Source organism: Blastococcus sp. SYSU DS0533 (assembly GCF_054050775.1).
Map to the genome: position 1 here is coordinate 42231 of NZ_JBJGZZ010000001.1, position 22900 is coordinate 65130.

The 22900-nt window shown below is 75.5% G+C and carries 23 protein-coding genes; 10 read left to right on the plus strand and 13 right to left on the minus strand.

What is annotated here, in order from left to right:
• Positions 1–486: 486 nt before the first annotated feature.
• The 5 genes from dnaK to ACI79W_RS00245 are packed head-to-tail and all read left to right on the plus strand — an operon-like array spanning position 487 to position 5248.
• Positions 487–2355 carry a molecular chaperone DnaK gene (gene dnaK / locus ACI79W_RS00225; protein ID WP_456560079.1) on the plus strand — a complete coding sequence of 623 codons (1869 nt, stop codon included), beginning with the start codon at positions 487–489 and terminating at the stop codon, positions 2353–2355.
• Positions 2352–3089, plus strand: a complete 738-nt coding sequence (gene grpE, locus ACI79W_RS00230) for a nucleotide exchange factor GrpE (protein ID WP_456560080.1) — start codon at positions 2352–2354, stop codon at positions 3087–3089. The genes dnaK and grpE overlap by 4 nt, the downstream gene beginning before the upstream one ends.
• Before the next feature lie 34 nt (positions 3090–3123).
• Positions 3124–4329: a molecular chaperone DnaJ gene (gene dnaJ / locus ACI79W_RS00235; RefSeq protein WP_456560081.1), complete on the plus strand. Its 1206-nt coding sequence runs from the start codon at positions 3124–3126 to the stop codon at positions 4327–4329.
• Positions 4326–4778 carry a heat shock protein transcriptional repressor HspR gene (locus ACI79W_RS00240; RefSeq protein ID WP_456560082.1) on the plus strand — a complete coding sequence of 151 codons (453 nt, stop codon included), beginning with the start codon at positions 4326–4328 and terminating at the stop codon, positions 4776–4778. The genes dnaJ and ACI79W_RS00240 overlap by 4 nt, the downstream gene beginning before the upstream one ends.
• Positions 4775–5248, plus strand: a complete 474-nt coding sequence (locus tag ACI79W_RS00245) for a MarR family winged helix-turn-helix transcriptional regulator (protein ID WP_456560083.1) — start codon at positions 4775–4777, stop codon at positions 5246–5248. The genes ACI79W_RS00240 and ACI79W_RS00245 overlap by 4 nt, the downstream gene beginning before the upstream one ends.
• A gap of 33 nt (positions 5249–5281) precedes the next feature.
• Here ACI79W_RS00245 and ACI79W_RS00250 read toward each other — a convergent pair whose 3' ends face one another.
• The 13 genes from ACI79W_RS00250 to ACI79W_RS00310 are packed head-to-tail and all read right to left on the minus strand — an operon-like array spanning position 5282 to position 17908.
• Positions 5282–6661: an MmgE/PrpD family protein gene (locus tag ACI79W_RS00250; protein WP_456560084.1), complete on the minus strand. Its 1380-nt coding sequence runs from the start codon at positions 6659–6661 to the stop codon at positions 5282–5284.
• A complete protein-coding gene (locus ACI79W_RS00255) occupies positions 6658–7599 on the minus strand; it encodes an LLM class flavin-dependent oxidoreductase (RefSeq protein WP_456560085.1) in 942 nt (313 codons plus the stop codon). Before ACI79W_RS00255 ends, ACI79W_RS00250 begins: the two co-directional genes overlap by 4 nt.
• Positions 7596–8276 (minus strand): hypothetical protein, encoded by a 681-nt coding sequence (locus ACI79W_RS00260; protein WP_456560086.1) that lies wholly within the window; start codon positions 8274–8276, stop codon positions 7596–7598. Before ACI79W_RS00260 ends, ACI79W_RS00255 begins: the two co-directional genes overlap by 4 nt.
• A gap of 8 nt (positions 8277–8284) precedes the next feature.
• Entirely contained in the window at positions 8285–8638 is a 354-nt protein-coding gene (locus ACI79W_RS00265; protein ID WP_456560087.1) for a hypothetical protein, read from the minus strand.
• Positions 8635–9207: a hypothetical protein gene (locus ACI79W_RS00270; protein WP_456560088.1), complete on the minus strand. Its 573-nt coding sequence runs from the start codon at positions 9205–9207 to the stop codon at positions 8635–8637. Before ACI79W_RS00270 ends, ACI79W_RS00265 begins: the two co-directional genes overlap by 4 nt.
• On the minus strand, positions 9204–10091 hold the full coding sequence (locus tag ACI79W_RS00275; RefSeq protein WP_456560089.1) for a DUF3891 family protein: 888 nt from the start codon (positions 10089–10091) through the stop codon (positions 9204–9206). Before ACI79W_RS00275 ends, ACI79W_RS00270 begins: the two co-directional genes overlap by 4 nt.
• Positions 10088–11467: an MmgE/PrpD family protein gene (locus ACI79W_RS00280; protein ID WP_456560090.1), complete on the minus strand. Its 1380-nt coding sequence runs from the start codon at positions 11465–11467 to the stop codon at positions 10088–10090. Before ACI79W_RS00280 ends, ACI79W_RS00275 begins: the two co-directional genes overlap by 4 nt.
• Entirely contained in the window at positions 11464–12831 is a 1368-nt protein-coding gene (locus ACI79W_RS00285; RefSeq protein WP_456560091.1) for an MmgE/PrpD family protein, read from the minus strand. Before ACI79W_RS00285 ends, ACI79W_RS00280 begins: the two co-directional genes overlap by 4 nt.
• Positions 12828–14234, minus strand: a complete 1407-nt coding sequence (locus ACI79W_RS00290; RefSeq protein WP_456560092.1) for an MmgE/PrpD family protein — start codon at positions 14232–14234, stop codon at positions 12828–12830. The genes ACI79W_RS00285 and ACI79W_RS00290 overlap by 4 nt, the downstream gene beginning before the upstream one ends.
• Positions 14231–15070 (minus strand): cyclase family protein, encoded by an 840-nt coding sequence (locus ACI79W_RS00295; protein ID WP_456560093.1) that lies wholly within the window; start codon positions 15068–15070, stop codon positions 14231–14233. Before ACI79W_RS00295 ends, ACI79W_RS00290 begins: the two co-directional genes overlap by 4 nt.
• Positions 15067–15933 (minus strand): HpcH/HpaI aldolase/citrate lyase family protein, encoded by an 867-nt coding sequence (locus tag ACI79W_RS00300; RefSeq protein WP_456560094.1) that lies wholly within the window; start codon positions 15931–15933, stop codon positions 15067–15069. The genes ACI79W_RS00295 and ACI79W_RS00300 overlap by 4 nt, the downstream gene beginning before the upstream one ends.
• Positions 15930–17114: a CaiB/BaiF CoA transferase family protein gene (locus tag ACI79W_RS00305; protein WP_456560095.1), complete on the minus strand. Its 1185-nt coding sequence runs from the start codon at positions 17112–17114 to the stop codon at positions 15930–15932. The genes ACI79W_RS00300 and ACI79W_RS00305 overlap by 4 nt, the downstream gene beginning before the upstream one ends.
• Positions 17111–17908: an IclR family transcriptional regulator gene (locus ACI79W_RS00310; RefSeq protein ID WP_456560096.1), complete on the minus strand. Its 798-nt coding sequence runs from the start codon at positions 17906–17908 to the stop codon at positions 17111–17113. Before ACI79W_RS00310 ends, ACI79W_RS00305 begins: the two co-directional genes overlap by 4 nt.
• Positions 17909–18144: 236 nt before the next feature.
• Between ACI79W_RS00310 and ACI79W_RS00315 the strand changes: the two genes are divergently transcribed.
• The 5 genes from ACI79W_RS00315 to ACI79W_RS00335 are packed head-to-tail and all read left to right on the plus strand — an operon-like array spanning position 18145 to position 22900.
• A complete protein-coding gene (locus ACI79W_RS00315; protein WP_456560097.1) occupies positions 18145–19398 on the plus strand; it encodes an ABC transporter substrate-binding protein in 1254 nt (417 codons plus the stop codon).
• A 47-nt stretch (positions 19399–19445) separates the two neighbouring features.
• Positions 19446–20447: a branched-chain amino acid ABC transporter permease gene (locus ACI79W_RS00320; RefSeq protein WP_456560098.1), complete on the plus strand. Its 1002-nt coding sequence runs from the start codon at positions 19446–19448 to the stop codon at positions 20445–20447.
• Positions 20444–21481 carry a branched-chain amino acid ABC transporter permease gene (locus ACI79W_RS00325; RefSeq protein ID WP_456560099.1) on the plus strand — a complete coding sequence of 346 codons (1038 nt, stop codon included), beginning with the start codon at positions 20444–20446 and terminating at the stop codon, positions 21479–21481. The genes ACI79W_RS00320 and ACI79W_RS00325 overlap by 4 nt, the downstream gene beginning before the upstream one ends.
• A complete protein-coding gene (locus ACI79W_RS00330) occupies positions 21478–22212 on the plus strand; it encodes an ABC transporter ATP-binding protein (protein WP_456560100.1) in 735 nt (244 codons plus the stop codon). The genes ACI79W_RS00325 and ACI79W_RS00330 overlap by 4 nt, the downstream gene beginning before the upstream one ends.
• On the plus strand, positions 22199–22900 hold the full coding sequence (locus ACI79W_RS00335; protein ID WP_456560101.1) for an ABC transporter ATP-binding protein: 702 nt from the start codon (positions 22199–22201) through the stop codon (positions 22898–22900). Before ACI79W_RS00330 ends, ACI79W_RS00335 begins: the two co-directional genes overlap by 14 nt.

Consider the following 22900-nt stretch of genomic DNA (forward strand, 5'->3'; position numbering starts at 1 on the left):
TCGGTCGACTCCCGCCGGCCGCGCGGGCGACGGGGCTGTGTGCGGTGCGCGCGCCGGTCCACCGGCCGGTGGACCGGCGCTCGGCGCGCAGTGCGGGCAGGCGCAGCCCGCACTCAGCGCACGATAGCTGGCGCCCTGAGAGGCTACTCGCCGGTAACCGTGGGCGCGGCGCCCCGGATCGGGCCCACGGCCACCGGGCGCCCCGCCCAGTGGTGCATCGCACAGGTGTGCGCGGCATCCGCCGCCCCGTGGTCCGCACCCCAGGCCTGTGGCTCCGCCCCGGTCTCGTGCCGTCGGGGGCGCGACCACGAAGCCGGGGTGCGGCGGTGGCAGGTGATCGGGGCGGATCCGGTGCCGGCCGGGAACACGACCGTGCCCCCTGCCGTTAAGGTGGGCAGGAAAGTTGAGTGGACCCCGCGCAACAGCGGACACCGACTCCCCGCACGGACCAGTACCACCCCAGCACACGGAAGAGAGGCCATCTCCATGGCTCGAGCGGTCGGTATCGACCTCGGCACCACGAACTCCGTCGTCACCGTCCTCGAGGGCGGCGAGCCGACGGTCATCGCCAACTCCGAGGGTTCGCGCACCACCCCCTCCGTCGTCGCCTTCGCCAAGAACGGCGAGGTGCTCGTCGGTCAGTCGGCCAAGAACCAGGCGGTCACCAACGTCGACCGCACCATCCGCTCCGTCAAGCGGCACATGGGCACCGACTGGAAGACCGAGGAGATCGACGGCAAGAAGTACACGCCGCAGGAGATCTCCGCGCGCATCCTGCAGAAGCTCAAGCGGGACGCCGAGACCTACCTGGGCGAGCCGGTCACCGACGCCGTGATCACCGTCCCCGCCTACTTCGAGGACGCGCAGCGGCAGGCCACCAAGGAGGCCGGTGAGATCGCGGGCCTCAACGTCCTGCGCATCGTCAACGAGCCCACCGCGGCCGCGCTGGCCTACGGGCTGGACAAGGGTGAGACCGAGCAGACGATCCTCGTCTTCGACCTCGGTGGCGGCACCTTCGACGTCTCCCTGCTCGAGATCGGGGACGGCGTCATCGAGGTGAAGGCCACCGCCGGTGACAACCACCTCGGTGGTGACGACTGGGACGAGCGCGTGGTCAAGCACCTGGTGCAGACCTTCAACGCCTCCAACGGCATCGACCTGTCCAAGGACAAGCTGGCCATGCAGCGGCTCCGCGAGGCCGCCGAGAAGGCCAAGATCGAGCTGTCCGGCGCGCAGTCGACCAACGTCAACCTGCCCTACATCACCGCCGGCGCCGAGGGCCCGCTGCACCTCGACATCACAATCACCCGCGCCGAGTTCCAGCGGCTGACCCAGGACCTGCTCGACCGCGCCCGCGCGCCGTTCAACCAGGCGATCCGCGACGCCGGCATCTCCGTCGGCCAGATCGACCACGTCGTCCTCGTCGGTGGCTCGACCCGCATGCCGGCCGTGAGCGACCTCGTCCGCGAGCTCACCGGGGGCAAGGAGCCCAACAAGGGCGTCAACCCCGACGAGGTCGTGGCCATCGGTGCCGCGCTCCAGGCCGGTGTCCTCCGCGGTGAGGTGAAGGACGTCCTGCTCCTCGACGTCACCCCGCTGTCCCTGGGCATCGAGACCAAGGGCGGGATCATGACCAAGCTCATCGAGCGCAACACCACGATCCCGACGAAGCGCTCGGAGATCTTCACGACGGCCGACGACAACCAGCCCTCCGTGCAGATCCAGGTCTTCCAGGGCGAGCGCGAGATGGCGATGTACAACAAGAAGCTCGGCATGTTCGAGCTGACCGGTCTGCCCCCGGCGCCGCGCGGTGTCCCGCAGATCGAGGTCGCCTTCGACATCGACGCGAACGGCATCGTCCACGTCCACGCCAAGGACCTCGGCACGGGCAAGGAGCAGTCGATGACCATCACCGGCGGCTCGGCCCTCCCGAAGGAGGACATCGAGCGGATGATGAAGGACGCCGAGGCGCACGCCGAGGAGGACAAGCGCCGCCGCGAGGAGGCCGAGACCCGCAACCTCGCCGAGTCGCTGCAGTACCAGACCGAGAAGTTCCTGGCCGAGAACGGCGACAAGATCCCGGCCGAGAAGAAGGACGAGCTCGGCGAGGCGCTCACCGAGCTGCGCAGCGCGCTGGGCGGCTCGGACATCGCGGCGATCAAGTCCGCCCAGGAGAAGGTGGCCCGGGTCTCGCAGGAGGTCGGCGGGGCGCTCTACGCCCAGCAGGCCGAGGCGGCCGGCGGGGCGCCGGGTGCCGAGGCCGGCGCGGGTGCCGGCGCGACGGGCAGCCAGGCCTCGGCCGACGACGACGTCGTCGACGCCGAGATCGTCGACGAGGACACCGACCGCCGATGAGCCAGGGGGACGAGCAGCCGCGGGTCGTGATCCGTGACAGGCGGCGGATCGACCCCACCACCGGCGCAGTGCGGACGCCGGCCGGCGAGCAGCCGGCCGGCGTCCGGCCCGGTACCGACCTCCCAGGGGAGCAGATGAGCGAGCACGACACGCCGGCCGCGGGCACCGCGGGCCCGGAGCAGGCCGCGGCGCCGCAGGACCCGGCCCCGCAGGGGGCCGGCGCGCCGCAGGGCGCCGCCGCACCGCAGCCCGGTGCCGACGGCGACCTGGCCCAGCAGCTGGCCGAGCGCACCGAGGACCTGCAGCGGGTCACCGCCGAGTACGCGAACTACCGGCGCCGGGTCGACCGGGACCGCTCGCTGGTCGTCGACCAGGCGGCCGAGCGGTTCGCGGCGCAGTTGTTCCCGATCGTCGACGACATCGAGCGGGCGCGCGACCACGGCGACCTGAACGGCGCCTTCAAGGTGGTCGCCGACCGCATCCTGGGCCTGCTCGACGGGCTCGGGGTCGAGGCGTTCGGGAAGGCCGGCGACGAGTTCGACCCGTCGCTGCACGAGGCGGTCATGCACGACACCTCGGCCGAGGTGAGCGTGCCGACGGCCACGACCGTGCTGCGGCAGGGTTTCCGCCGCGGCGAGCGGGTGCTGCGCAGTGCGATGGTCGCCGTCACCGAGCCGGAGTCCTCGGCCCCGGCGGAGGAGCCCGCCGGCTCCACCGACCAGGCCGCCGGCTGAGCGGCGCGCGACCGAGCACGAGAGGGGGCGTCCGATGAGCACCCGTGACTTCATCGAGAAGGACTACTACGGCGCGCTCGGCGTCCCCCAGGACGCCGACGCGGCCGCGATCAAGAAGGCCTACCGCAAGCTCGCCACCGAGCTGCACCCGGACAAGAACCCGGGCAACACCGAGGCCGAGGCGCGGTTCAAGGAGGTCTCCGAGGCCTACGACGTGCTCTCCGACCCGAAGCGGCGCGGCGAGTACGACGACGCGCGGCGGCTGTTCGGCGCCGGGGGCGCCGGGGCCCGGGCCGGGTTCCCCGGGGGCTTCCCCGGCGCCGGCGGCCAGCCGTTCGACCTCGGCGACCTCTTCGGGGCGGCCGGGGCCGGGGCGGGCACCCGGGGGGCCGGTGGGCTCGGCGACATCCTCGGTGGCCTCTTCGGCGGCGCCGGGGGTGGCGGGGCCCGGGCGCGCAGCCAGGCGGCGTCGGGTCCCGCGCGGGGTCAGGACGTCGAGACCGAGGCGACCCTCTCCTTCGAGGAGGCCGTCCTCGGCGTGACGGTGCCGCTGCGGATGCAGAGCCCGGGCAGCTGCCCGACCTGCGCCGGCAGCGGGGCCAGGCCCGGTACGAGCCCGCACACCTGCCCGGTGTGCCAGGGTGCCGGCGTGACCAGCCGGAGCCAGGGCGCGTTCGCGTTCTCCGAGCCCTGCCGCAACTGCCGGGGCAGCGGCCAGGTGGTCGACGACCCGTGCCCCACCTGCGCCGGCAGCGGCATCACCAGCCAGACCCGCACCATCACGGTGCGGATCCCCGCGGGGGTCAAGGACGGCCAGCGGATCAGGCTGCCCGGCAAGGGGGCGCCCGGGCGCCGGGGCGGCCCGGCCGGCGACCTGTTCGTCGTCGTCCACGTGTCCGAGCACCAGTTGTTCGGCCGCAAGGGCGAGGACCTCACGCTGACCGTGCCGATCACCTTCGCCGAGGCGGCGCTGGGCACCACGCTGACCGTGCCCACCCTCGACGGCACGGTGTCGCTCAAGGTGCCGGCCGGCACGGCGAGCGGCCGCACGCTGCGGGTCCGCGGACGTGGTGTCCCCGCGAAGGGCCGCACCGGCGACCTGCTGGTCACCGTCGAGATCGCCGTCCCCGCGCGGCTGACCCCGGCGCAGCGCAAGGCCGTCGAGAACCTGGCCGAGGAGATGGACGAGGACCCGCGCCCGCAGATCACCGCCGCGGTGCGGGCGGGAGGTGAGGCATGACCAGGCCATCGGCAGGGCCGCTCGGTAACGCGACCCCGTCCGTCGCCGACGACGCCCCGGTGTTCGTGATCTCGGTGGCGGCCGAGCTGGCCGGCATGCACGCCCAGACGCTCCGCCAGTACGACCGGCTGGGGCTGGTCAGCCCGGGTCGCACCCCCGGGGGCGGCCGGCGGTACAGCCCCCGCGACGTCGCGCTGCTGCGCGAGGTGCAGCGGCTGTCGCAGGAGGACGGCGTCAACCTGGCCGGCATCAAGCGGATCATCGACCTGGAGTCGCAGGTCGAGGCGCTGCAGGCCCGTGTCCACGAGCTGCTCGAGGAGCTGCAGCACTCCGAGAACCGGCGGATGGCCGCCGAGGCCGCGGTCCCGGCGGCCTACCGCGCCGACCTGGTGCCCCACCGGCGGCAGACCTCGGCCCTCGTGGTGTGGCGTCCCGGGGGTTCCCGGTGAGCCGCCCGGGCGTCGACGCCCACGAGGCCTTCGTCGCGCTGGAGCGGGAGATCGGGCTGCTGCTGCGGCGGTCCCGGGCGATCTCCACCCGGCTGGCGCGCGAGCTGCACCCGGACCTGGACGGTGCGGCCTACGGTCTGCTGGCCCTGCTGCAGGACGCCGGGCCGCTGCGCGCCAGCGACCTGGTCGCCCGGCTCGGCCTGGACAAGAGCACCGTCAGCCGGCAGCTCTCCAGCCTGGTGGACCTCGGTCTGGTCGACCGCACCGCCGACCCCGACGACGGCCGGGCGCAGGTGCTGGAGCCCTCGGCCGAGGGTGCGGCGCGGCTGGCCCGCATCCGGTCCGCCCGCCGGGCCCGCTGGGAGAGCGACATGTCCGGCTGGCCCGCGGAGGACGTCGCCACGCTCGCCGCGCTGCTCGAGCGCCTCAACCGGATCGGCGAGGCGCGCGAGGCCGAGTCCGGGGGCTGACCCGCCGGCCGGTTCCCCGGCCGACGGGTGCGGTCACCGGCGGCCGAGGCCGGCCAGCGCCGCGCGCGCCACGGCGCCGAGGTGGTCGCCGTCGCGGCCCCCGGGCTCGAGCAGCGTCGCCAGGGCGGCGTCCCGGAGCGCCGGCGGCACCAGGTCGCCGACGTTGTTGCGGAACTTGGCCGCCACCTCGGCCGGGGACAGCGGGGTGGCGGGGTTGCCCCGTGCGTTGCGGGCGGTCCCCGTCCACGACCGGCCGTCCCGGGACCGCACCGTCACCTCCGCCGGACGCTCGGCGGGCAGCGCCGCCGAGAACTCCGGGCGCTCGCGGACGACGACCCGGCGCGCCAGCTCCGCCACCTCCGGGCGCCGCAGCCGCTCCGGGAGGAACGACCCCGCGTCCAGCCCGCCGTCGGTGAGCAGCGTCGCGACGCAGTACGGCAGCGAGAAGCGCGCGTGCATGTCCGACCGGACGTCGGCCACGTCCAGCGACGCCGCGAAGGCGAAGGTCTCGACCTCCACCCCCTCGACGTCCTCGGGGCGCAGCCGCGCGCCATCGGTGGCGGCGCGGGCGGCGTCGAGCGCCGGCTGGATCCAGCGGGCGCAGGCGTAGGGCTTCAGGTAGCTCTGCGTGATCTGCCAGCGGCGGCCGAGACCACCGGCGAGCTCCTCCTCGGAGAGCTCGGTGCAGACGGCCGAGCCGAACAGCGCCCGGTAGGTCTCTGCGCTGCCCCGCACCCGCGTCTCCCGGACCCGCCGGCCGGCCAGCGCGCCGTAGCAGGCGCCCATCCCGGTCCAGAGGTTGCGCACGGTGCCGCCCTGCACCGGCACCGCGAGCGTGGCGGCCAGCGGGAGGGCCGAACCGAGGAGGAACGCCGAGGTCAGCTCCTCGGCTGAGCCGTCGTGCAGCAGCACCTCGGCCAGCGCCGCCGCCGCGGGCCCGTGCACGCCGTGCGGGTGCATCCCCGGGCGCAGGGACGTCGCCGTCCCGCCGCGCAGCCCCACCTCGGTGGCCAGCAGGAAGACCTCCAGGAGCCGCCGGTCGCCGACGTCCCTCTCCGCGGCGGCGTGCAGCAGCACCGGGAGGGCGTGCGGCGCCGGGTGCGCCGTCGGCACCGGGGGCAGCCGGTGCCCCTGCGGGTGGAACGAGCCGCCGGAGTCGGCGTCGAGCCACGTGGCGGCGGCGCCGAGGGTGATCAGGGTCCCGACGGCCGGGCCGTCCGGGCGTCCACCCGGAGCCCCGAGCGCCTGCGCCAGCGCCCGCACCGGCGGGTAGCGCAGCCCACCGAGCAGCGCGCCGAGGGTGTCGGCCAGCAGCAGCCGGGTGAAGGCGACGACGTCAGCGGGGACGTCGTCCAGCCGGGTGCCGGCCGCGAACTCGCCGAGGGCGCGGTAGGGCTGGTCGGGCGCGGTCACCCCGCCCCCTCGAGCCCGGCCCGAATCGCGGGCACCAGCTCGGCCAGGGAGTCCTGCACGCCGGCCACGGCGCCGGCCAGGACGACCCCGGTGATCCCCAGGCCCCCGAGGGGGCGCAGCCGGGCGGTGATCGCGGCGGGGTCGCCGGTGAGCAGGAAGCGGTCCCGCACCCACCGGTCCGCGGTCGTGACGGCGCCACCACGGGCCGCCGCCGTCCCGTGGCGGCTGTAGTCGTGCGATCCGGCCACCTCCCGGGCGGCGACCACCTCGTCGGCGTCCAGCCCGTACCACTCCGGGGCGGACGCCAGGCGCATCGCGCACGACCCGAGGACCGGCTCGGCGGCCGCGGTGGCCTCGGCCTCGGTGGCGGTGACCGTGGCGCGGAGGAACAGCCACACGGTGGCCGCCGGGTCCGCCTCGCGGGCGAGGGCCACCGCGCGGGCGATCACGGCCGGGTCCGCGCCGGCGTCGACGAGCACCCCGCCCAGCGCCGCGGCCGTCGCGGAGATGGTGCGCGGCCCGGAGGCGGCGCCCAGCAGCCGGCCGGTCAGGTCGGCCTCGGCCACGGCCTCGCGCAGGGCGGTGAGGGCGGCGGTGTACCCGCGCAGCGGCGGGACCTCCAGCCCCTCGTTGCGCACCGAGCTCTCCCCGCGCCCGACGACGGTGACCACCCGCCCGGGGTGCAGCCGCTCGAGGGTGCGCACCGCGCCGGCGAGCGTCGCCGGGTGCCGCAGCCCGAGGCTCGCCACGCAGGGGCCGGCGAGCCGGGCCTCGCTCCCGGCCAGCACGCGCTCGGTCTCGACCAGGCAGTCGGGGAACAGGCGGGGGCTGTCGGCGAGCCCGACGCCGTCGGCCCCGGCGGCCAGGGCGCGTTCGGCCGTCGCGACGGCGTCACCGGCACCCCACGGCGCGGCGGAGTTGAGCAGGACCGCGGTCACGACAGCGCCGCCAGGAGGTCGGCGGCGCGCTCGCCGCGGCCGGCGGCGGCCAGCGGCGTCGGGGCGCGGGGAGCGACGCGGACGGGGGCCGCGGGGCAGCCGGTCACCGTCTCCAGCGTCGGCAGCAGTGCGTCCGGCATGCCGATCAGCCCCGCGTCGAACGCCCGGGGGGCCAGCCAGCCGGCGGCCAGGCAGTGCCCGTGGGCGAGCGCGGCCTCCTCGGCCGGCCCCTCCTCCGCCGGCCGCACGACCATGAGGCCTGCGGCGAGGTCCAGCACCGGGCCGAGGTCCGTGGTGCCCGCGGCGACGGCGGCGCAGGCGGCGGCGGCGACCGCCCCCGTCGTCGGCCGCGCCAGGAGTGTCCCGCCGCCGGTGGTGGCCGCCAGGTCGGCGCCGAGAGCGAGCCCTGTCGCCACCGCCTCCTCGAGCAGCTCCAGGGGGGCGTCGGCCGCGGCGGAGGCCAGTGCGACGAGGGTGAGCCCGTCCGCCTCCGGCGCCCCGGCGAGGTGCAGCCGGGCGCCGTTCCACAGCAGCGCCGGGTAGTGCGCCGCGCGGCGGCCGGCGCCGAGCAGCGGGAGCGGCCCGTCGTCGGCGCCCGTCGAGGCGGCCCAGGCGAGCAGGTCGGCGGGCACCGGAGCGGCGGCGATCGCGGCCAGCCGCGCCAGCGCCGGCCGCACCGTGCCGGTCAGCGGGTGACCTCCGTGCTCTCCGTGACGAGGTAGAACTTGAAGTCCGTCCGGCCCGCCGGGCCGCGCTCGGCCGGGATGGGGTGCTTCTCGAACCACGCCAGGTAGTCGGCGTAGGCCTGCTCGTCGGCGAAGTGCATCTCGGCGATGCGGTAGAAGGTCAGCCCCTCCGGCACGTCGGCGGTCCCGCCCGAGGCCTGCCGCACGGGGCGGAGCACCTTGTTGAACACGATGCGGTCCAGGTGCGGGTTGGCCAGCAGGTCGGGCGCGTGCACGTCGAACAGCCAGGCCTCGTACTCCTCGGCGCTGACGCCGGGTTGGATGTCGTAACCGAGGATGGTCGTGATGCTCATGTCTCTCCCTGTTTCGGGCGGACGGCGTCCGCCGGGCTGGACGGGACGTCGGGGTGGGTCCAGTCGAAGGCCTGGGCGCCCTCGCCGAAGCCCTCGAGGCGGATCCGGTGGGGCGTCACGTGCACGCCCACGAGGTCCGCGACGGCCTGCTCGGGGGTGCGCAGCGGGGCCTTCGTGAAGCCCTGCGCGCGCTGCCGGCCGACGTGGTGCAGGTACAGCGAGACCGTCGACGCGTCGTCCAGGAAGGCCGCGGTGCCCCGGACGTAGACGGCGCGCGGTGGCAGCCGCCCGATGTCGAAGACGTGCGGGCGCTCGTTGGTGGCGCCGGGCGCGGGGTCGCCGACCCAGGTGACCAGCAGCCGGGGGTCGCGGCGCAGCTGGGCCAGCCGGGCGTGGGTGCGGCGCTGCACCAGGTCGACCGACCAGTCGGGGTTGAGGAACGCCGTCATGGAACGGCCGACCGGGAAGCCGTTGCGGTCGATCGTCGTGAGCTGGGCGAAGCCCGCCTCCTCGAGCACGAAGGCGAGGGCGGCGCGCTGGGCGGCCGCGAGCTGCTCGTCCCCGGTCACCGCTGCGCCCCGTCCGCGGGCACCAGCCGCCAGAGCACGGTCGACCGGCGGGCCCGCCGCACCCGCTCCGCCAGCTCCGCGTGCTCCCACCCGCGATCGGGCACCACCACGCGTTCTACCGCGACCTCCTGCGGCGCACGGAAGGGGAAGGGGTCCAGCGCGACCGTCCCCGGCGCCCCCACCGCGACGGTGACGGCGACCCGCTCGCCGCCGGGGCGCAGCGGCACCGGGGGGAGGACGACGGGCCCCGTGCCGTGCTCCAGCCGGCGCAGCTGGGGGCCCCAGGGCTCCGCCGGGACGCCGCTGGTGCCCGGCTCGTCCGGCGGGGTCACCGCGAGGAAGAGCGAGAGCAGGTCCCAGAACTGGAGCAGCTCGTAGTTGTGCCACAGCTGGGTCTCGAAGACGCTGCGCGGCTCGTCCTCGGTCCAGGCACGCCGTTTGGCGTCGATCCAGCGCTGCTCCTCGGCCGCGACGACCTCGTCCTGCAGCCGCCGGTCCTCCGGCGAGCGGCCGACGCGAGCGGCCGCACCCGGCGCGGCCCAGCGCCCGCGGTAGAGCCCGGTCCAGTGCATGCCGACCAGCACGCCGGAGTAGAGGTCGGCCAGCGAGACCCGCTCCACGCCCTGGCGGTACAGCCGCACGTGCTCCCCGGCGTCGATGTCCGTGAAGTGCAGCGGACGGCGCGCGGCCTCGTCGAACAGCACGCGGGCGTCCCAGGCGCGCCAGCCCTCGTCGTGGCGGGTCGCCGCCGTGCGGACCGAGTGCAGCGGGGTGGGCACCTCGAACACCGCGTTGCCCCAGGCGTCGGCGAGCTCGCCGGTGATGCGGCCGTGCTCCACCTGCTCCACGAGCTGGAGTGCACCCCCGCGACGGGTGACGATCACCGGGCACCCCCGTCCGCCGCGGCGCGCCGCAGGGCCGCGCCCAGCTCGCGCGGCGTCCCGCCGTCGGCGAGCGCGTGGACGGCGGCGAGCACGCCCGGGCCCGCCGCGCCGAAGCGGGCGCCCAGCAGCCGGTCCGCCTTCGCGGCCAGCTCGGGGCGGGTGAAGGCGCGGTCGGCGTCGCCGCGCGGCCGGTCGGCCTCCGCGTGCTCCTCGGTGCCGTCGGCCAGCTCGACGCGGACCCGTGCGGGCCGGCCCGCGGGGTAGCCGGCGTCCAGCGCCGGGTCGTGCACGACGCGGACGCGACCGGCGAGGTCCTGCACCTGCGGGGCGGTCACGGTGGCGGTGTCCAGCGTCGTCTCGTCGAGCCGGCCGGTCAGCAGCGCGACGGCCACGGACGTCGGCACGCTGAACCGGGCGGCGAGCTCCCCGCCGGCGACGTCGGCGAAGGCGGCCGTCCCGGCGGACGCCCGCACCTCGACCGCGCGCACCCGGTCGCCGCGGACGCCCCGGGCGACCAGGTCGGCCACGGCGTCGTTGACCCCGTGGAGGTGGGCGCAGGTGGGGTGCGCCTTCACGTAGCCGCCGAGCACCTCGTGCTCCGGCCACGCGTCGCCGACGCCCGCGCCCAGCGCCCGGGCGTCCCAGGCGCGGGCCGCGACCGCCCCGAGGTGGCGGTCCAGGGCGCCCTCGGCGGGGGCGAGCCCGGCCACCGCGGCGCCGCCGAGCGACATCCCGAGCTGGACGGAGGCGCCCAGGAAGGCGTGCGAGCCGGTGGTGCCGGCGAAGACGGTGCGCGCGTCGGTGAGCAGCACCGCGGCGGCCGCCAGCTCCAGTGCCCGGCGGGCGGCCGCGGCGTCCCCCGGGGCGAGCAGCCGGGCGACGGCGGCGGCGACGGCGACCTGCCCCCAGGTCCCGATGTCGTGCACGCCGTCGGGCGTGCCACCCATCGCCCGGCCCACCCGCACCCCGGCCTCGTAGCCGGCGAGCACCGCGGAGAGGACCTCGGTCCCGGGGGAGCCCCGCTCCTCGGCCAGCGCCAGGACGGCCGGGACGACGTGCGAGGCGGGGTGTCCGCGGGCCTGGCGGTGCCCGTCCTGCAGCTGGTCGGCGGCGAGGGCGCAGCCGTTGAGGAAGGCTGCGGTCGACGCCGGCCACCCGCGCGGCGAGCCGACCACCGTCGCGGGCCCCTCCGGCGCACCCGCTGCGGCGGCGTCGACGAGGGCCGCCAGCTCCGCCCGGCGGGAGCCCAGCGCGGTGACGGCGACGCAGTCGGCGACGAGGTCGGCCACGCGGTCGCGGACTGCCGCGGGGGAGCGCGCCCACGACGTCGCCGCCACGGCGGACGCCAGCGCGCCCACCGCCGTCCGCCCGGTCACCGCCGACCCCCCACGGCGGCGGCGAGGCCGCGCACGGAGGCGGCGTCCGGCAGCCCGGTGCACCAGGCCAGGACGGCGTGGGCGGCGTCGTCGCGCAGCGCGCGCGTCAGCAGCGCCCGGTGCTTGGCGGCGATCGCGGCGGGCGGGTAGGGGCGCGTGCGGCTCCCGGGCGGGTCGTCCTCGGTGGCGGTCAGGGTCCGGCCGTCCCGCAGCCGCAGCGTGACGCGCGCGCCGCGGACCGCGGGCGCCGCGGCGGTCATGGCCGGGTCCTCGACGACGGTGACGCGGGCCATCAGGGCGCGTAGCGCCGGGTCGGCCGCGGCCTCGTCGGTGTAGGCCTCGGTCCCGTTGTCCCGGCGGACCAGGCGGGCGGCGACGGAGTAGGGGATCGAGTGCTTGCCCGCGAACCCCGTGGGGGCGTCCCGCCCGTCCAGGCGGGTCGCCGGGTCGTAGGTCGCCACCTGGACGTCGGCCACCTCGTCGGCGCGGATCCCGTGCTCGGCCACCAGCCGCTCGGTGGCCTCGATCGGCGCGTGGTTCCACCGGCTGCAGGCGTGCAGCTTGAGGTAGCCGGTGGTCAGGTAGCGGAGCTCGCCCAGCTCGTCGACGAGGCACCGGTCGTCGAAGGCGGAGCCGAGGATCTCGCCGAACACGATCCCGGGCGCGCGTGGGTCACCGGTGGTCCCGGTGGCGGCCAGCTCGACGGCGAGCACCCCGTTCGACGCGCACACCCCCGTCAGCGCGTTGCGCACCGTCGCGCCGCTGGTGGCCGCGTGCTGGGTGGACGCGGGCGTCAGCGCGGTGGCGATGAGCACGGCCTGGACGGCGGTCCCCCGGTCGCAGCCGCGCAGCCGCGCCACGCCGGCGGCCGCGCCGCAGGCCATCGCGGTCCCGAACGGGTGGACGGCCCGGCGCAGCCGCAGTGCGCGGGCGAAGCGGACGGCGACCTCGTAGGCGGCGGCCGCCGCGGCCAGCAGTTCCGGGCCCGAGGCGTCGACGTCCTCCGCCGCGGCGAGGACCGCGGGCAGCGTGTGCGCGCCCGGGTGGTTCGCCGCGTGCGCGTGCCCCTCGTCGAGCTCCAGGCGGACGGCGCCCAGCCCGTTGACCAGCGCGGCCGCCGCCGGGCTGGTGCCGGCCCCGGTGGCCAGCACGGTGGCGGGGCCGTGACCGCCCAGGCGCGGGGCGGCCAGGGCCGCCCGCCGGACCTCCGGTTCGACCGAGGCGCCGAGGACGGCCGCGAGCGTGTCGGTCACGACGGTGACCAGGTGCCCGGTGTCCTCCGGTCGCAGCACGTCCGGGCCGAGCGCCCACTCCACGAGGCGCTCGACGCGGCTCGCGGAGGGCCCCGGCCCGGCGGGGGTCATCCCCGGACCCCGGACATGAGGGTCCGCACGTCGGCCGCGTGCGGCAGCCCGAGCGCGGCGTCGGCGACCTGCCGGGCGGTGGCGTCGTCGAGCACCCGGCGGGCGTTGAGCCGGAACTTCTCCGCGAGCTCCTCGGAGGTCAGCGGGTTGGCCGGACCGCCGCGGTTGGCGTCGACGCGCACCTCGTGCCGGGTGCCGTCGCGGGTCTCCACGCGCAGCACCGCCGGGAACTGGTGGGGGAAGATCTCGTCGCACCGGGCGTCGGGCACGCACCGCACCAGCGCGGCCAGCCGCAGCCGGTCGGGGTCGGCCGCGGCCTCGTCGGTGAAGTCCTCGTGGAACAGGCCGAGCCCGCCACCGCCGGTCAGCGCCGCCGCGACGGTGTAGGGACCGCTGAAGGCCGCGTGGTAGCCCGACCGCGGGCGCGCCTTCTCCTCCGCGGGCTCGCCGATCGTGCGCAGGACGGCGGTCGGCGCGCCCAGCTCGATCGACGCGACCTCCTCCGGGCGGACCCCCCGGGCACGCAGCTCCAGCGCCGCGTCCACGCCGGCGTGGGTGAAGTGGTTGCACGGGTAGGGCTTGAAGAAGATGCCCGGCAGCTCCCAGTGCTCGCCCAGCCGGTCGACGACGGCGTCGACGTCGGCCCGCTCCCCGCAGAAGGCGTGGAGGAAGCCGAACCGGCCCTCGATGACGGTGGGCGGCCCGGTCAGCCCGTGGCGGGCCAGGTCGGCCGCGACCACGCCGGCGTGCGCGGCCCACCCGCAGTGCACCCGCTTGACGGTGCCCCCCGTGCGGTTGGCCTCGATCAGGCCCGAGCCCATGGAGGCGGCGATCCCGGCGGCGTGCGCGATCCCGTCGGCGTCCAGCCCCCCGACCGTGGCGGCGGCGACGGCCGACCCGATGGCCCCGCAGATGGAGGTGGCGTGCTGCCCGCGCTCGAAGAACTCGGAGTTGCCGAGCTCGGCGTCGTAGCCACCCATGCCCAGCCGCACGGCCACCTCGATGCCGACGCCGGCGGCGTCGAGCAGAGCCGGCCCGCTGGCACCGGTGGCCTCCGCGACCGCGAGGGCGGCGGCCACCACCGACGCCGACGGGTGCAGCACCGAGGGCAGATGCGTGTCGTCGAAGTCCAGCGAGTGGGCCAGCGTGCCGTTGACCAGCGCGGCGGCCGCGGCCGGGACGCGCAGCCCGGTGCCGATGGCGGTCGCGTCCTCGGGGCCGCCCCAGCCGCGGACGACGGCGGTGACCGCCGACGCCGACACCTCGCCGGTGGCGGCCAGGCTGTTGCCCAGGAGGTCGAGCACCCGCCGGGCGACGTCGTCGCGCATGCCTTCGGGGAGCCCGTCCTCCCGGGTGTCGGCCGCCAGCCCGGCCAGCCGCTGGACGATCGTCGGCCCGGTCACGCCTGCACCGCCGCCACCGGGCGCACCGGCGAGCCCGTGCCACCGACGATGCGCAGCGGCGCCATGACGAAGACGAACTCGGTGAGGCCCTGCTCCGCGGCGGCCTCGAGGTCGAGGTGCTCGATGATGTAGATGCCGGACTCCACCAGCAGGATGCGGTGCACCGGGAGGACGCTGTGCCCGGCACCGGGCTTGATCTGCTCGTACGCGGTGGTGTCCGCGCCGGTCGCCCGGACGCCGGCCTCGGCGAGCCACTCCCCGGCCTCCGGCGTGGCCCCCGGGACGCCGTCGGACTGCCCGAGGTAGACGGCAGGGTCGCCGAAGTTGCGGGCCCAGCCGGTGCGGATCAGCGCGACGTCGCCCTTGCCGGGGCGGGCACCGGCGCGTTCGGTGGCCTGCTCCAGGTCGTCGGCGGTGACCCCGTAGCCCGGGGGGAGCACGTCGACGCCGTGGACCGCGGCGACGTCGAGCAGCACGCCGCGGGTGAGCATCGCAGGGGTGTGCTCGGCGCCGTGCTCGGTGAAGCGGCCGCCGGTCTGCGCCTGCGCGGCGTCGACGCCGCCGTGCAGCAGCCCGTCGTGGCTGACGTGGGCGAGCGCGTCGACGTGGGTGCCCACGTGCCCCCCGGTCACGATGATCTCGTTGGAGGCCGAGCCGCCGTCGGGGCGCACCATGTCGCCGTGCCGGCGGATGAGCGTCATCCGGAAGCCGGGGTGGTTGGGCGAGCACGGCATGCCGGTGAAGAAGGGCTGGCCCAGCTCGACGAGGCGGACGCCGCCGCGGACCGCGCCGAGCAGCGCGTCCGTGGCCGGGGCGGTGGTGGCCGGGGTGGTCATCTGGTCTCTCCTGACGAGGGGGCGGGGACGGGCTGGTCGGCGGGGACGGCGCGGTCGAGGACGGTCCGGGCGCGGGCCACGACGGCGGGGTCGACGAACCGGCCGTCGGCGTCGAGGACGGCGGACTCACCGCGCTCGGCCGCCTCCGCGGCGGTGGCGACGATGCGCTCGGCGGCCGCCAGCTCCTCCGGCGAGGGGGTGTAGACCTCGTGCACCGGGCCGAGCTGCCCGGGGTGGACGACCGAGCGGCCGAAGAACCCGGTGGCGCGGCCGGTGAGGCTGCTGTCCCGCAGCCCGACGAGGTCGGCGACGTCGGTCCACACGCTCTGCACCGGGGAGGGCAGGCCGGCGGCCCGCGCGGCGACGACGACGGCGCCGCGCGCCCAGCGCAGCCCCTCGTCGCGGTCGACGAGCAGGTCGGCGGCGAGGTCGGCTTCCCCCAGGCCGATGCCGGCCACGAGCTCGTGCGCCCGGGCCAGCTCGTGGGCCTGCCAGAGCCCACGCGCGCTCTCGAGCAGCAGCTGCATGGGGAGGCCGAGCGCGTCGCCGACGGCCCGCACGGCGTCGGGGTCGTCGGCCCGGGGGACGCGGACCCCGTCGGCCCGCCGGCCGGCCAGCGCGGCGACGTCCCGCTCCCCGGCCTCGGTGCCGGGCGGGTTGATCCGCACCCAGAGCTGCGGTCCGCCGGTCCGGTCCTCGCCGAGCAGGGCGGCGGTGAGCTCCCGCGCCCGGTCCTTCTGCGCGGCGGGGACGGCGTCCTCGAGATCGACGACGACGGCGTCCGCGCCGGCGGTCAGCGCCTTGGCGACCCGGTCGGCGCGGTGGCCCGGCACGTAGAGCCAGGACCGCGGGGCTCCGCTCACAGCGCTCCCTTGCTGCGGAGCGCCGCGACCTCGTCCGCGTCGATGCCCAGCTCGCCGAGCACCTCCTCGGTGTGCTGGCCGATGCTGGGGCCGGCGCTGACCACGGCGCCGGGGGTCTCGGAGAGCCGGAAGATGACGTTCTGCATGAGCACCGACCCCAGCTCCGGGTCGGGCACCCGGACGAGGCTGCCCAGCGCCTGGAACTGCGGATCGGCGAGCACGTCGCGGACGTCGTAGATCGGCGCCACCGCGGCCTGCGCCTCCTCGAACGCGCGCACCACCTCGTCCCGGTCCCGGGCGGCGATCCACGAGCCGACGGCCTCGTCGAGCTCGTCGGCGTGCTGGGCCCGCTCCGCGCCCGAGGCGAACCAGGGCTCGTCGATGAACTCGGGGCGGCCCACCAGGTGCATCACCCGCTCGGCGATGCTCTGCGCGCTGGTCGAGATCGCCACCCAGCGGCCGTCGCGGGTGCGGTAGGTGTTGCGCGGCGCGTTGTTCGCCGAGCGGTTGCCCGTGCGCGGCTGCACCTGGCCCACCGCGTCGTAGACCGTCGGCTGGGGGCCGAGCAGCGTGAGGATCGGCTCGATGATGGCCAGGTCGACGACCTGGCCGCGGCCGGTGGTGTCGCGGGCGCGCAGCGCCGTCATGGTGGCGAAGGCGCCGGCGAGGGCCGAGATGCCGTCGGCGAGCCCGAACGGGGGCAGCGTCGGCGGGCCGTCGGGCTCGCCGGTGATGGCGGCGAACCCGCTCATCGCCTCGGCCAGCGTGCCGAAGCCCGGACGGCCCGAGTACGGGCCGAACTGGCCGAAGCCGGTCACCCGGACCAGGACAAGCCCGGGGTTGATGCGGGAGAGCTCGTCGTAGCCCAGGCCCCAGCGCTCCAGCGTGCCGGGGCGGAAGTTCTCGATGACGACGTCGGCCGTGGCGACGAGCTTCTTGAAGACCTCCTGCCCCTCCGGGGAGCCGAGGTAGAGGGTGATACCCCGCTTGTTGCGGCCGACGACCTTGCCCCAGAGGCCGACGCCGTCCTTGCTGGCGCCGTGGTAGCGGACCGGGTCGCCCTTGGGGTGCTCGATCTTGATCACCTCGGCGCCGAAGTCGCCGAGCATGGTCGCTGCCAGCGGACCGGCGAAGAGGGTCGAGACGTCGAGGACCCGGAGCCCGGCGAGTGCGGAGGTCATGCGGAGACCCGTCCTTTCGTGGCGGGGAGGCCGCCACGCCACCCCATGTCGCGGGAGATGCGGTCGGCGGCGGAGATGAGGAACGGGACGAACCGGTCCCGGGCGGCGGAGTCCACGCGTGCGGCGGGGCCGCACACGGAGATGGCCCCGACCACCGAGCCGTCGAGGCCGAAGATCGGCGCGGCGACCGAGCCCGCGCCCTCCTGCCGCTCGCCGTCGGAGCAGGCATAGCCCTTGTGCCGGATCTCGTCGATGCGGCGGCGCAGGTCGCGGGCGTCGGTGATGGTGCGGGCGGTGAGCAGGTCGAGGGAGCCGTCGAGCACCGCGTCGATCTCGTCGTCGGGCAGGAAGGCGAGGATGCAGGTGCTCGAGCTGCCGGCGTGCAGGGGGAACCGGCGGCCGATCTCGACGGTCATCTTGATCTCCTGCCGGCTCTCCACCTGGTCCAGGTAGACGCGGCCACCGGGCACGCGCGCGGACACGGTGGTCGTCTCCCCGGTCACCTCCTGCAGCGACCGCAGGACGGGCAGGGCCACGCTGCGCAGGTCCAGGCCGCGGAGGGCGCGGGCGCCGAGCGCCGCGGCGGCCGGGCCCAGCCGGTACTCCCGGGTGCCCGCGTCGGCGGTGAGGTACCCGCGCTGCACGAGGGTCTGCAGGATCCGGTGGACGACGGCCTTCGACAGGTCCAGCTCACGGGCGATGGCGGAGACGCCCAGCGACCGGGGCCCGTCCAGGAAGGCCAGCAGGACGTCGGCTACCCGCCCGGCGCCCTCGGTGCCCCCGTTGTCGGCCATGTCCCCGCCCTCTCCGCGCTGTCGTATCCGTGGCTGACGTCCGAGACGCCATTGTTCCCCTTGGCGGAACGGTAGATCGGTCCGGCGATGTGCCGCAATCAAGCGCCGTTGGGCCGCAACATAACGGCAACAACGGAATCGTGTCGAGATCTTGCGCACCTCGAACGGCTGCTGTCAGAGTGGCGAGCTACCAAGGCGTTCCGTGCAGAGGAACGCCTTCGAGGTCGGGAGACGAGATGCGCAAGCCCTGGATCGCAGCGGTCGCAGTCGCGATGCCGTTGACGCTCGCCGCCTGCGGCGGCTCCGCGCCGCCCGGCACCGAGGGCACCGGCGGGGGCGGTGGCGCCTCCGGCGGCGACACCATCACCATCGGCTCCCTGCACCCGCTCAGCGGCGCCTTCGCCGCCGACGGCCAGCAGATGGACAACGGCGCGCAGCTCGCCGTGGACGCGGTCAACGAGGCCGGCGGGATCGAGTGCCTGGACGGCGCCCAGCTGGAGCTGGCCAGCGCCGACACCCAGGGTGCTCCCGAGGTCGGCCAGAGCGAGGCCCAGCGGCTGATCCAGGAGGGCGCGGTCGCGCTGGTCGGCACCTACAACAGCGCGGTCAGCCAGAACGTGGCGGCGGTCGCCGAGCGCAACCAGGTGCCCTTCGTCATCGACGTCTCCAGCGCCGACGAGATCCTCCAGCAGGGCTACCAGTACACGTTCCGCCTGCAGCCCAGCGCCGCCGTCCTCGCCCAGCGGGGCGCCGAGTACCTCGCGGAGGTCTCCGAGCAGGCGGGTGCCCCGGTCCAGCAGGTCGCGATCCTGCACGAGCAGGGCCCCTTCGGCACCGCGATCGCCGAGGGCTTCACCGCCGAGGCGGAGGCCCAGGGCATGACGATCGGCCCGGTCATCAGCTACGACCCGGCGAACGTCTCGGACTTCACCACCCAGATCACCGCCGTCCGCGAGGCGGGGGCCGACGCGATGATGGTCGCCGGGTACTACCGCGACGGCGTGCTCGTGGCCAACGCGGTGAACACCGTGCAGCCCGGTCTCGATGCGGTCTGGGGCGTGGCCAACGGCGCATTCGACACCCCGCAGTTCCCCGGCGAGGTGGGCGAGGCGGGCGAGGGCTTCTTCGACGCGAACTACCGGCTCGACATGACCAACCCCGAGACGCAGGAGCTGGCCGAGCTGTACCGCCAGACCCACGGGGACGACATCCGCACCGCGGCGGTGCTGTCCTACGACGCGGTCCGGGTCGTCGCCGACGCGCTGGGCCGGGCGTGCTCCACCGATCCGACGGAGCTGCGCGACGCCATCGCCGAGACCGAGCTGGACTCGTTGATCGCCCAGGACGGGCCGATCGCCTTCGACGAGACCGGCGAGAACGAGAACGCCGCGCCGATCCTCATGCAGGTCCTCGACGGCACGGTCCAGCAGGTCTACCCGTCCGACTACGCCGAGACCGAGCCCGTCTACCCGGCGTCGCCGAGCTCGTGACCGACGCGACGAGGGCGCACGGCTCCCCCGCCCCCGGCGGGGGGGCCGTGGCCACCGAGGATCCCGTCGAGACCACGACGGTCACCACGCCGTCCGGGGGGCGGAAGCGGGCCGTGCTGGTCCGGGTGGCGGTCGTGCTCGCCGTCGCCGCCGTCGCCCTCGGGCTGGCCTACTGGCGCACCGGGAACGAGGTGGTGGTCACCCAGGCGGTGCTCACCGGGCTGATGATCGGCGGGGTCTACGGCCTGGTCGCCATGGGCCTGACCCTCATCTTCGGCGTGCTGGACATCGTCAACTTCGCGCACGGCGCGTTCCTGGCGGTGGCCCTCTACATCACCGTGGAGATGGTGGGCCGGTTCGGGGTGCACCCCTACGTGGCGCTGCTGGTGAGCGTCCCGCTGATGTTCCTGCTGGGCGCCGCGGTCCAGCGCTTCATCCTCTCCGGCGCCATCGGCAAGCCGCTGGAGAACCAGCTGCTCATCACCCTCGGCATCGCCCTGCTGATCGACAACGGGCTGCTGCTGTTCTTCGGGCCCAACCCGCAGTCGGTGCGGCTGCCCGGTGACACCGGGGTCGACGTCTTCGGCGCCGTCGTCACCGTCGGCCGGCTGCTGGCCTTCGCCGTCGCGCTGGTCCTCGCGGGGCTGCTCTACCTGCTCCTCCAGCGCACCCGGCTCGGGACGGCGATCCGCGCCGTGGCGGCGAACGACGCCGGCGCCCAGATGGTCGGCATCGACACCCGGCGCATCTACATGGCCACCTTCGCCATCGGCACCGCGTGCGCAGGAGCGGCCGGCGTCCTGGTCGCCCCGCTGGTGACGATCGAGCCGACCACCGGCGAGCTGTTCAACATCGTGGCGTTCGTGGTCGTGGTGCTCGGTGGCATGGGCAACGTCGTGGGGGCGCTCGTCGGCGGCCTGCTGATCGGCCTGACCGAGCAGCTCGGCGCGCTGTACCTGCCGGGCCAGAGCCCGCTGCTGTCGGTCTTCATCGTCTTCGTCCTGGTGCTGTTCCTGCGTCCCCAGGGCCTGTTCGGGAGGAAGGCATGAGCACCGCAGTGCAGAGCTCCGCGGAGCCCCGGGCGCTGCCCGCGCCCCCCTGGGGCAAGCACCTCGTGGCGGTCGCCGTCCTCGCCCTCGTGCTGGCGTTCCTCCCGCTCGTCCTGCCGCCGGCGCAGCAGGCCGTGGCCGTGCGGGTGCTGATCTTCGCCATCCTGGCGCTCGGCTGGAACATCATGAGCGGCTTCGGCGGCATGTTCAGCTTCGGCCACGCCGCGTACTTCGGCATCGGCGCCTACGTGAGCGTGTGGCTGCTGGTCGAGCGGGGGGTCTCCCCGTGGATCGGCATGCTGGCCGGGATGGTGGCGGCCGCGCTGTTCGCCGCGCTCATCGGCTTCCTGGCGCTGCGGTACAAGCTCAAGGGGGCCTACTTCGCGCTCTCCACGTTCGCCTTCGCGGAGATGCTGCGGCTGCTCGCGATCAACAGCGAGCTGGTCAACCGCGCGGTCGGCTACAACGTCCCGCTGCGACCCGAGTCGTCGTGGGCGTTCATCCAGTTCGAGCCGGGCTCGGCGAACTACTTCTGGATCGCCCTGGCGCTCACGGTCGCGGCCCTGGTGACCACGATCGTCTTCCTGCGGTCCCGGATCGGCCGGTTCACCCTGGCGGTGCGGGACGACGAGGACGCCGCGGCCGCCCTCGGCATCCCGGTGATGCGCACCAAGCTCATCACGATCATGCTCTCGGCGGCGATCACCTCCGTCGCCGGCACCTTCTACGTGCAGTACTACTTCTTCGTCGACCCCGACGTCGCGTTCGGGTCCAGCGTCTCGATCCAGGCGATCCTGCCGGCGGTCATCGGCGGCGTCGCGACGATCTGGGGACCGGTCATCGGCGCGGCGATCCTCGGCCCGCTCAACGACCTGACCGCGACGCTGCTGCGCGACCCGCCCGCGGCGCTGGAGTTCCTGCAGGGGCGCGCCGGGCTGGACGTCATGGTCTACGCGGTGCTGCTGATCCTCATCGTCCTGGTGCTGCCGCAAGGGGTGTACGGGGCGATCCGCGAGAGGTGGGAGCGGCGATGAGCCTGCTGCAGGTCGACAACGTCAGCAAGACCTTCCGCGGCCTGAAGGCCGTCGACGACGTCTCCTTCACCGTCGAGGAGGGCACCATCCTCGGCATCATCGGGCCCAACGGCGCGGGGAAGACCACGCTGTTCAACTGCATCGCCGGGGCGATCGCCCCCGACACCGGCACCGTCCGGCTGTCGGGCACCGACATCACCGGCTCGGCGCCGCACAAGGTGTCCCGGGCGGGCATGGCGCGCACGTTCCAGCTGATGAAGCCCTTCGGCAGCATGAGCGTGCTGGAGAACGTCGCGATCGCGGCGATGGCCCACGGGACGTCGCGGCGCGCGGCCCACGGCGCCGCGGCCGACGTCGTCGACCGGGTGGGCCTGTCGCGGTGGCGCGACGCGCGCAGCGACGGGCTGCCCACCGCCGGGCTCAAGCGGCTGGAGCTGGCCCGCGCGCTCGCCTCGCGGCCCCGGGTGCTGCTGCTGGACGAGGTGCTCGCCGGGCTGCTCCCGGCCGAGCGCCTGCCGGTGATGGACCTCCTGGAGACGCTGCGCACCGACGACGGCGTCACCCTCGTCTTCGTCGAGCACATCATGGCCGCCGTCATGCGGCTGTCGGACTCGGTGCTCGTCCTCGAGCAGGGGCGGGTGCTCACCGCCGGCTCCCCCGCGGAGGTCACCCAGGACCCCCGGGTGATCGAGGCCTACCTCGGAGAGGAGCCGGCCGGTGCTGGTTCTTGACGGTCTCTGCGCCGGCTACCACGGGCTGCAGATCCTGCACGAGCTCGACCTCCGGGTGGAGGCCGGCGAGATCGTGGCGCTGGTCGGGGCCAACGGCGCGGGCAAGACGACGGCGCTGCGGGCCATCTCCGGTGTCGTCCCCTCCAGCTCGGGCTCGATCCGCTTCGACGGCCGGCAGGCCGACGGCGTCCGCACGGCCGAGCTGGTCCGCCGCGGGCTGGTCCAGGTCCCCGAGGAGCGCGCGCTGTTCGGGCCCCTGACCGTGGAGGAGAACCTCCGCATGGGCGGCTGGACCCAGAAGGGCCCGGACATCGCCGCGTCGCTGGCCGAGGTCTTCGAGCTCTTCCCCATCCTGGAGGAGCGGCGGCGGCAGGCGGCCGAGACGCTCAGCGGGGGCCAGCAGCAGATGCTGGCGATCGGCCGGGCGCTCATGGCCCGGCCCAAGCTGCTGATGCTGGACGAGCCCTCCACCGGGCTCTCGCCGAAGCTCACCTGGACCGTGCTGGACGCGGTGCGGACGATCCGCGACCGCGGCGTCGCCGTCCTGCTGGTCGAGCAGAACGCCGCGCAGGCGCTGCGCATGGCCGACCGCGCCTACGTGCTCGAGAGCGGCAGCTGCGTGCTCTCCGGCCCCGGGCCGGAACTCGCCGAGGACGACCGGGTGCGCAGCGCGTACCTCGGCCTGTGA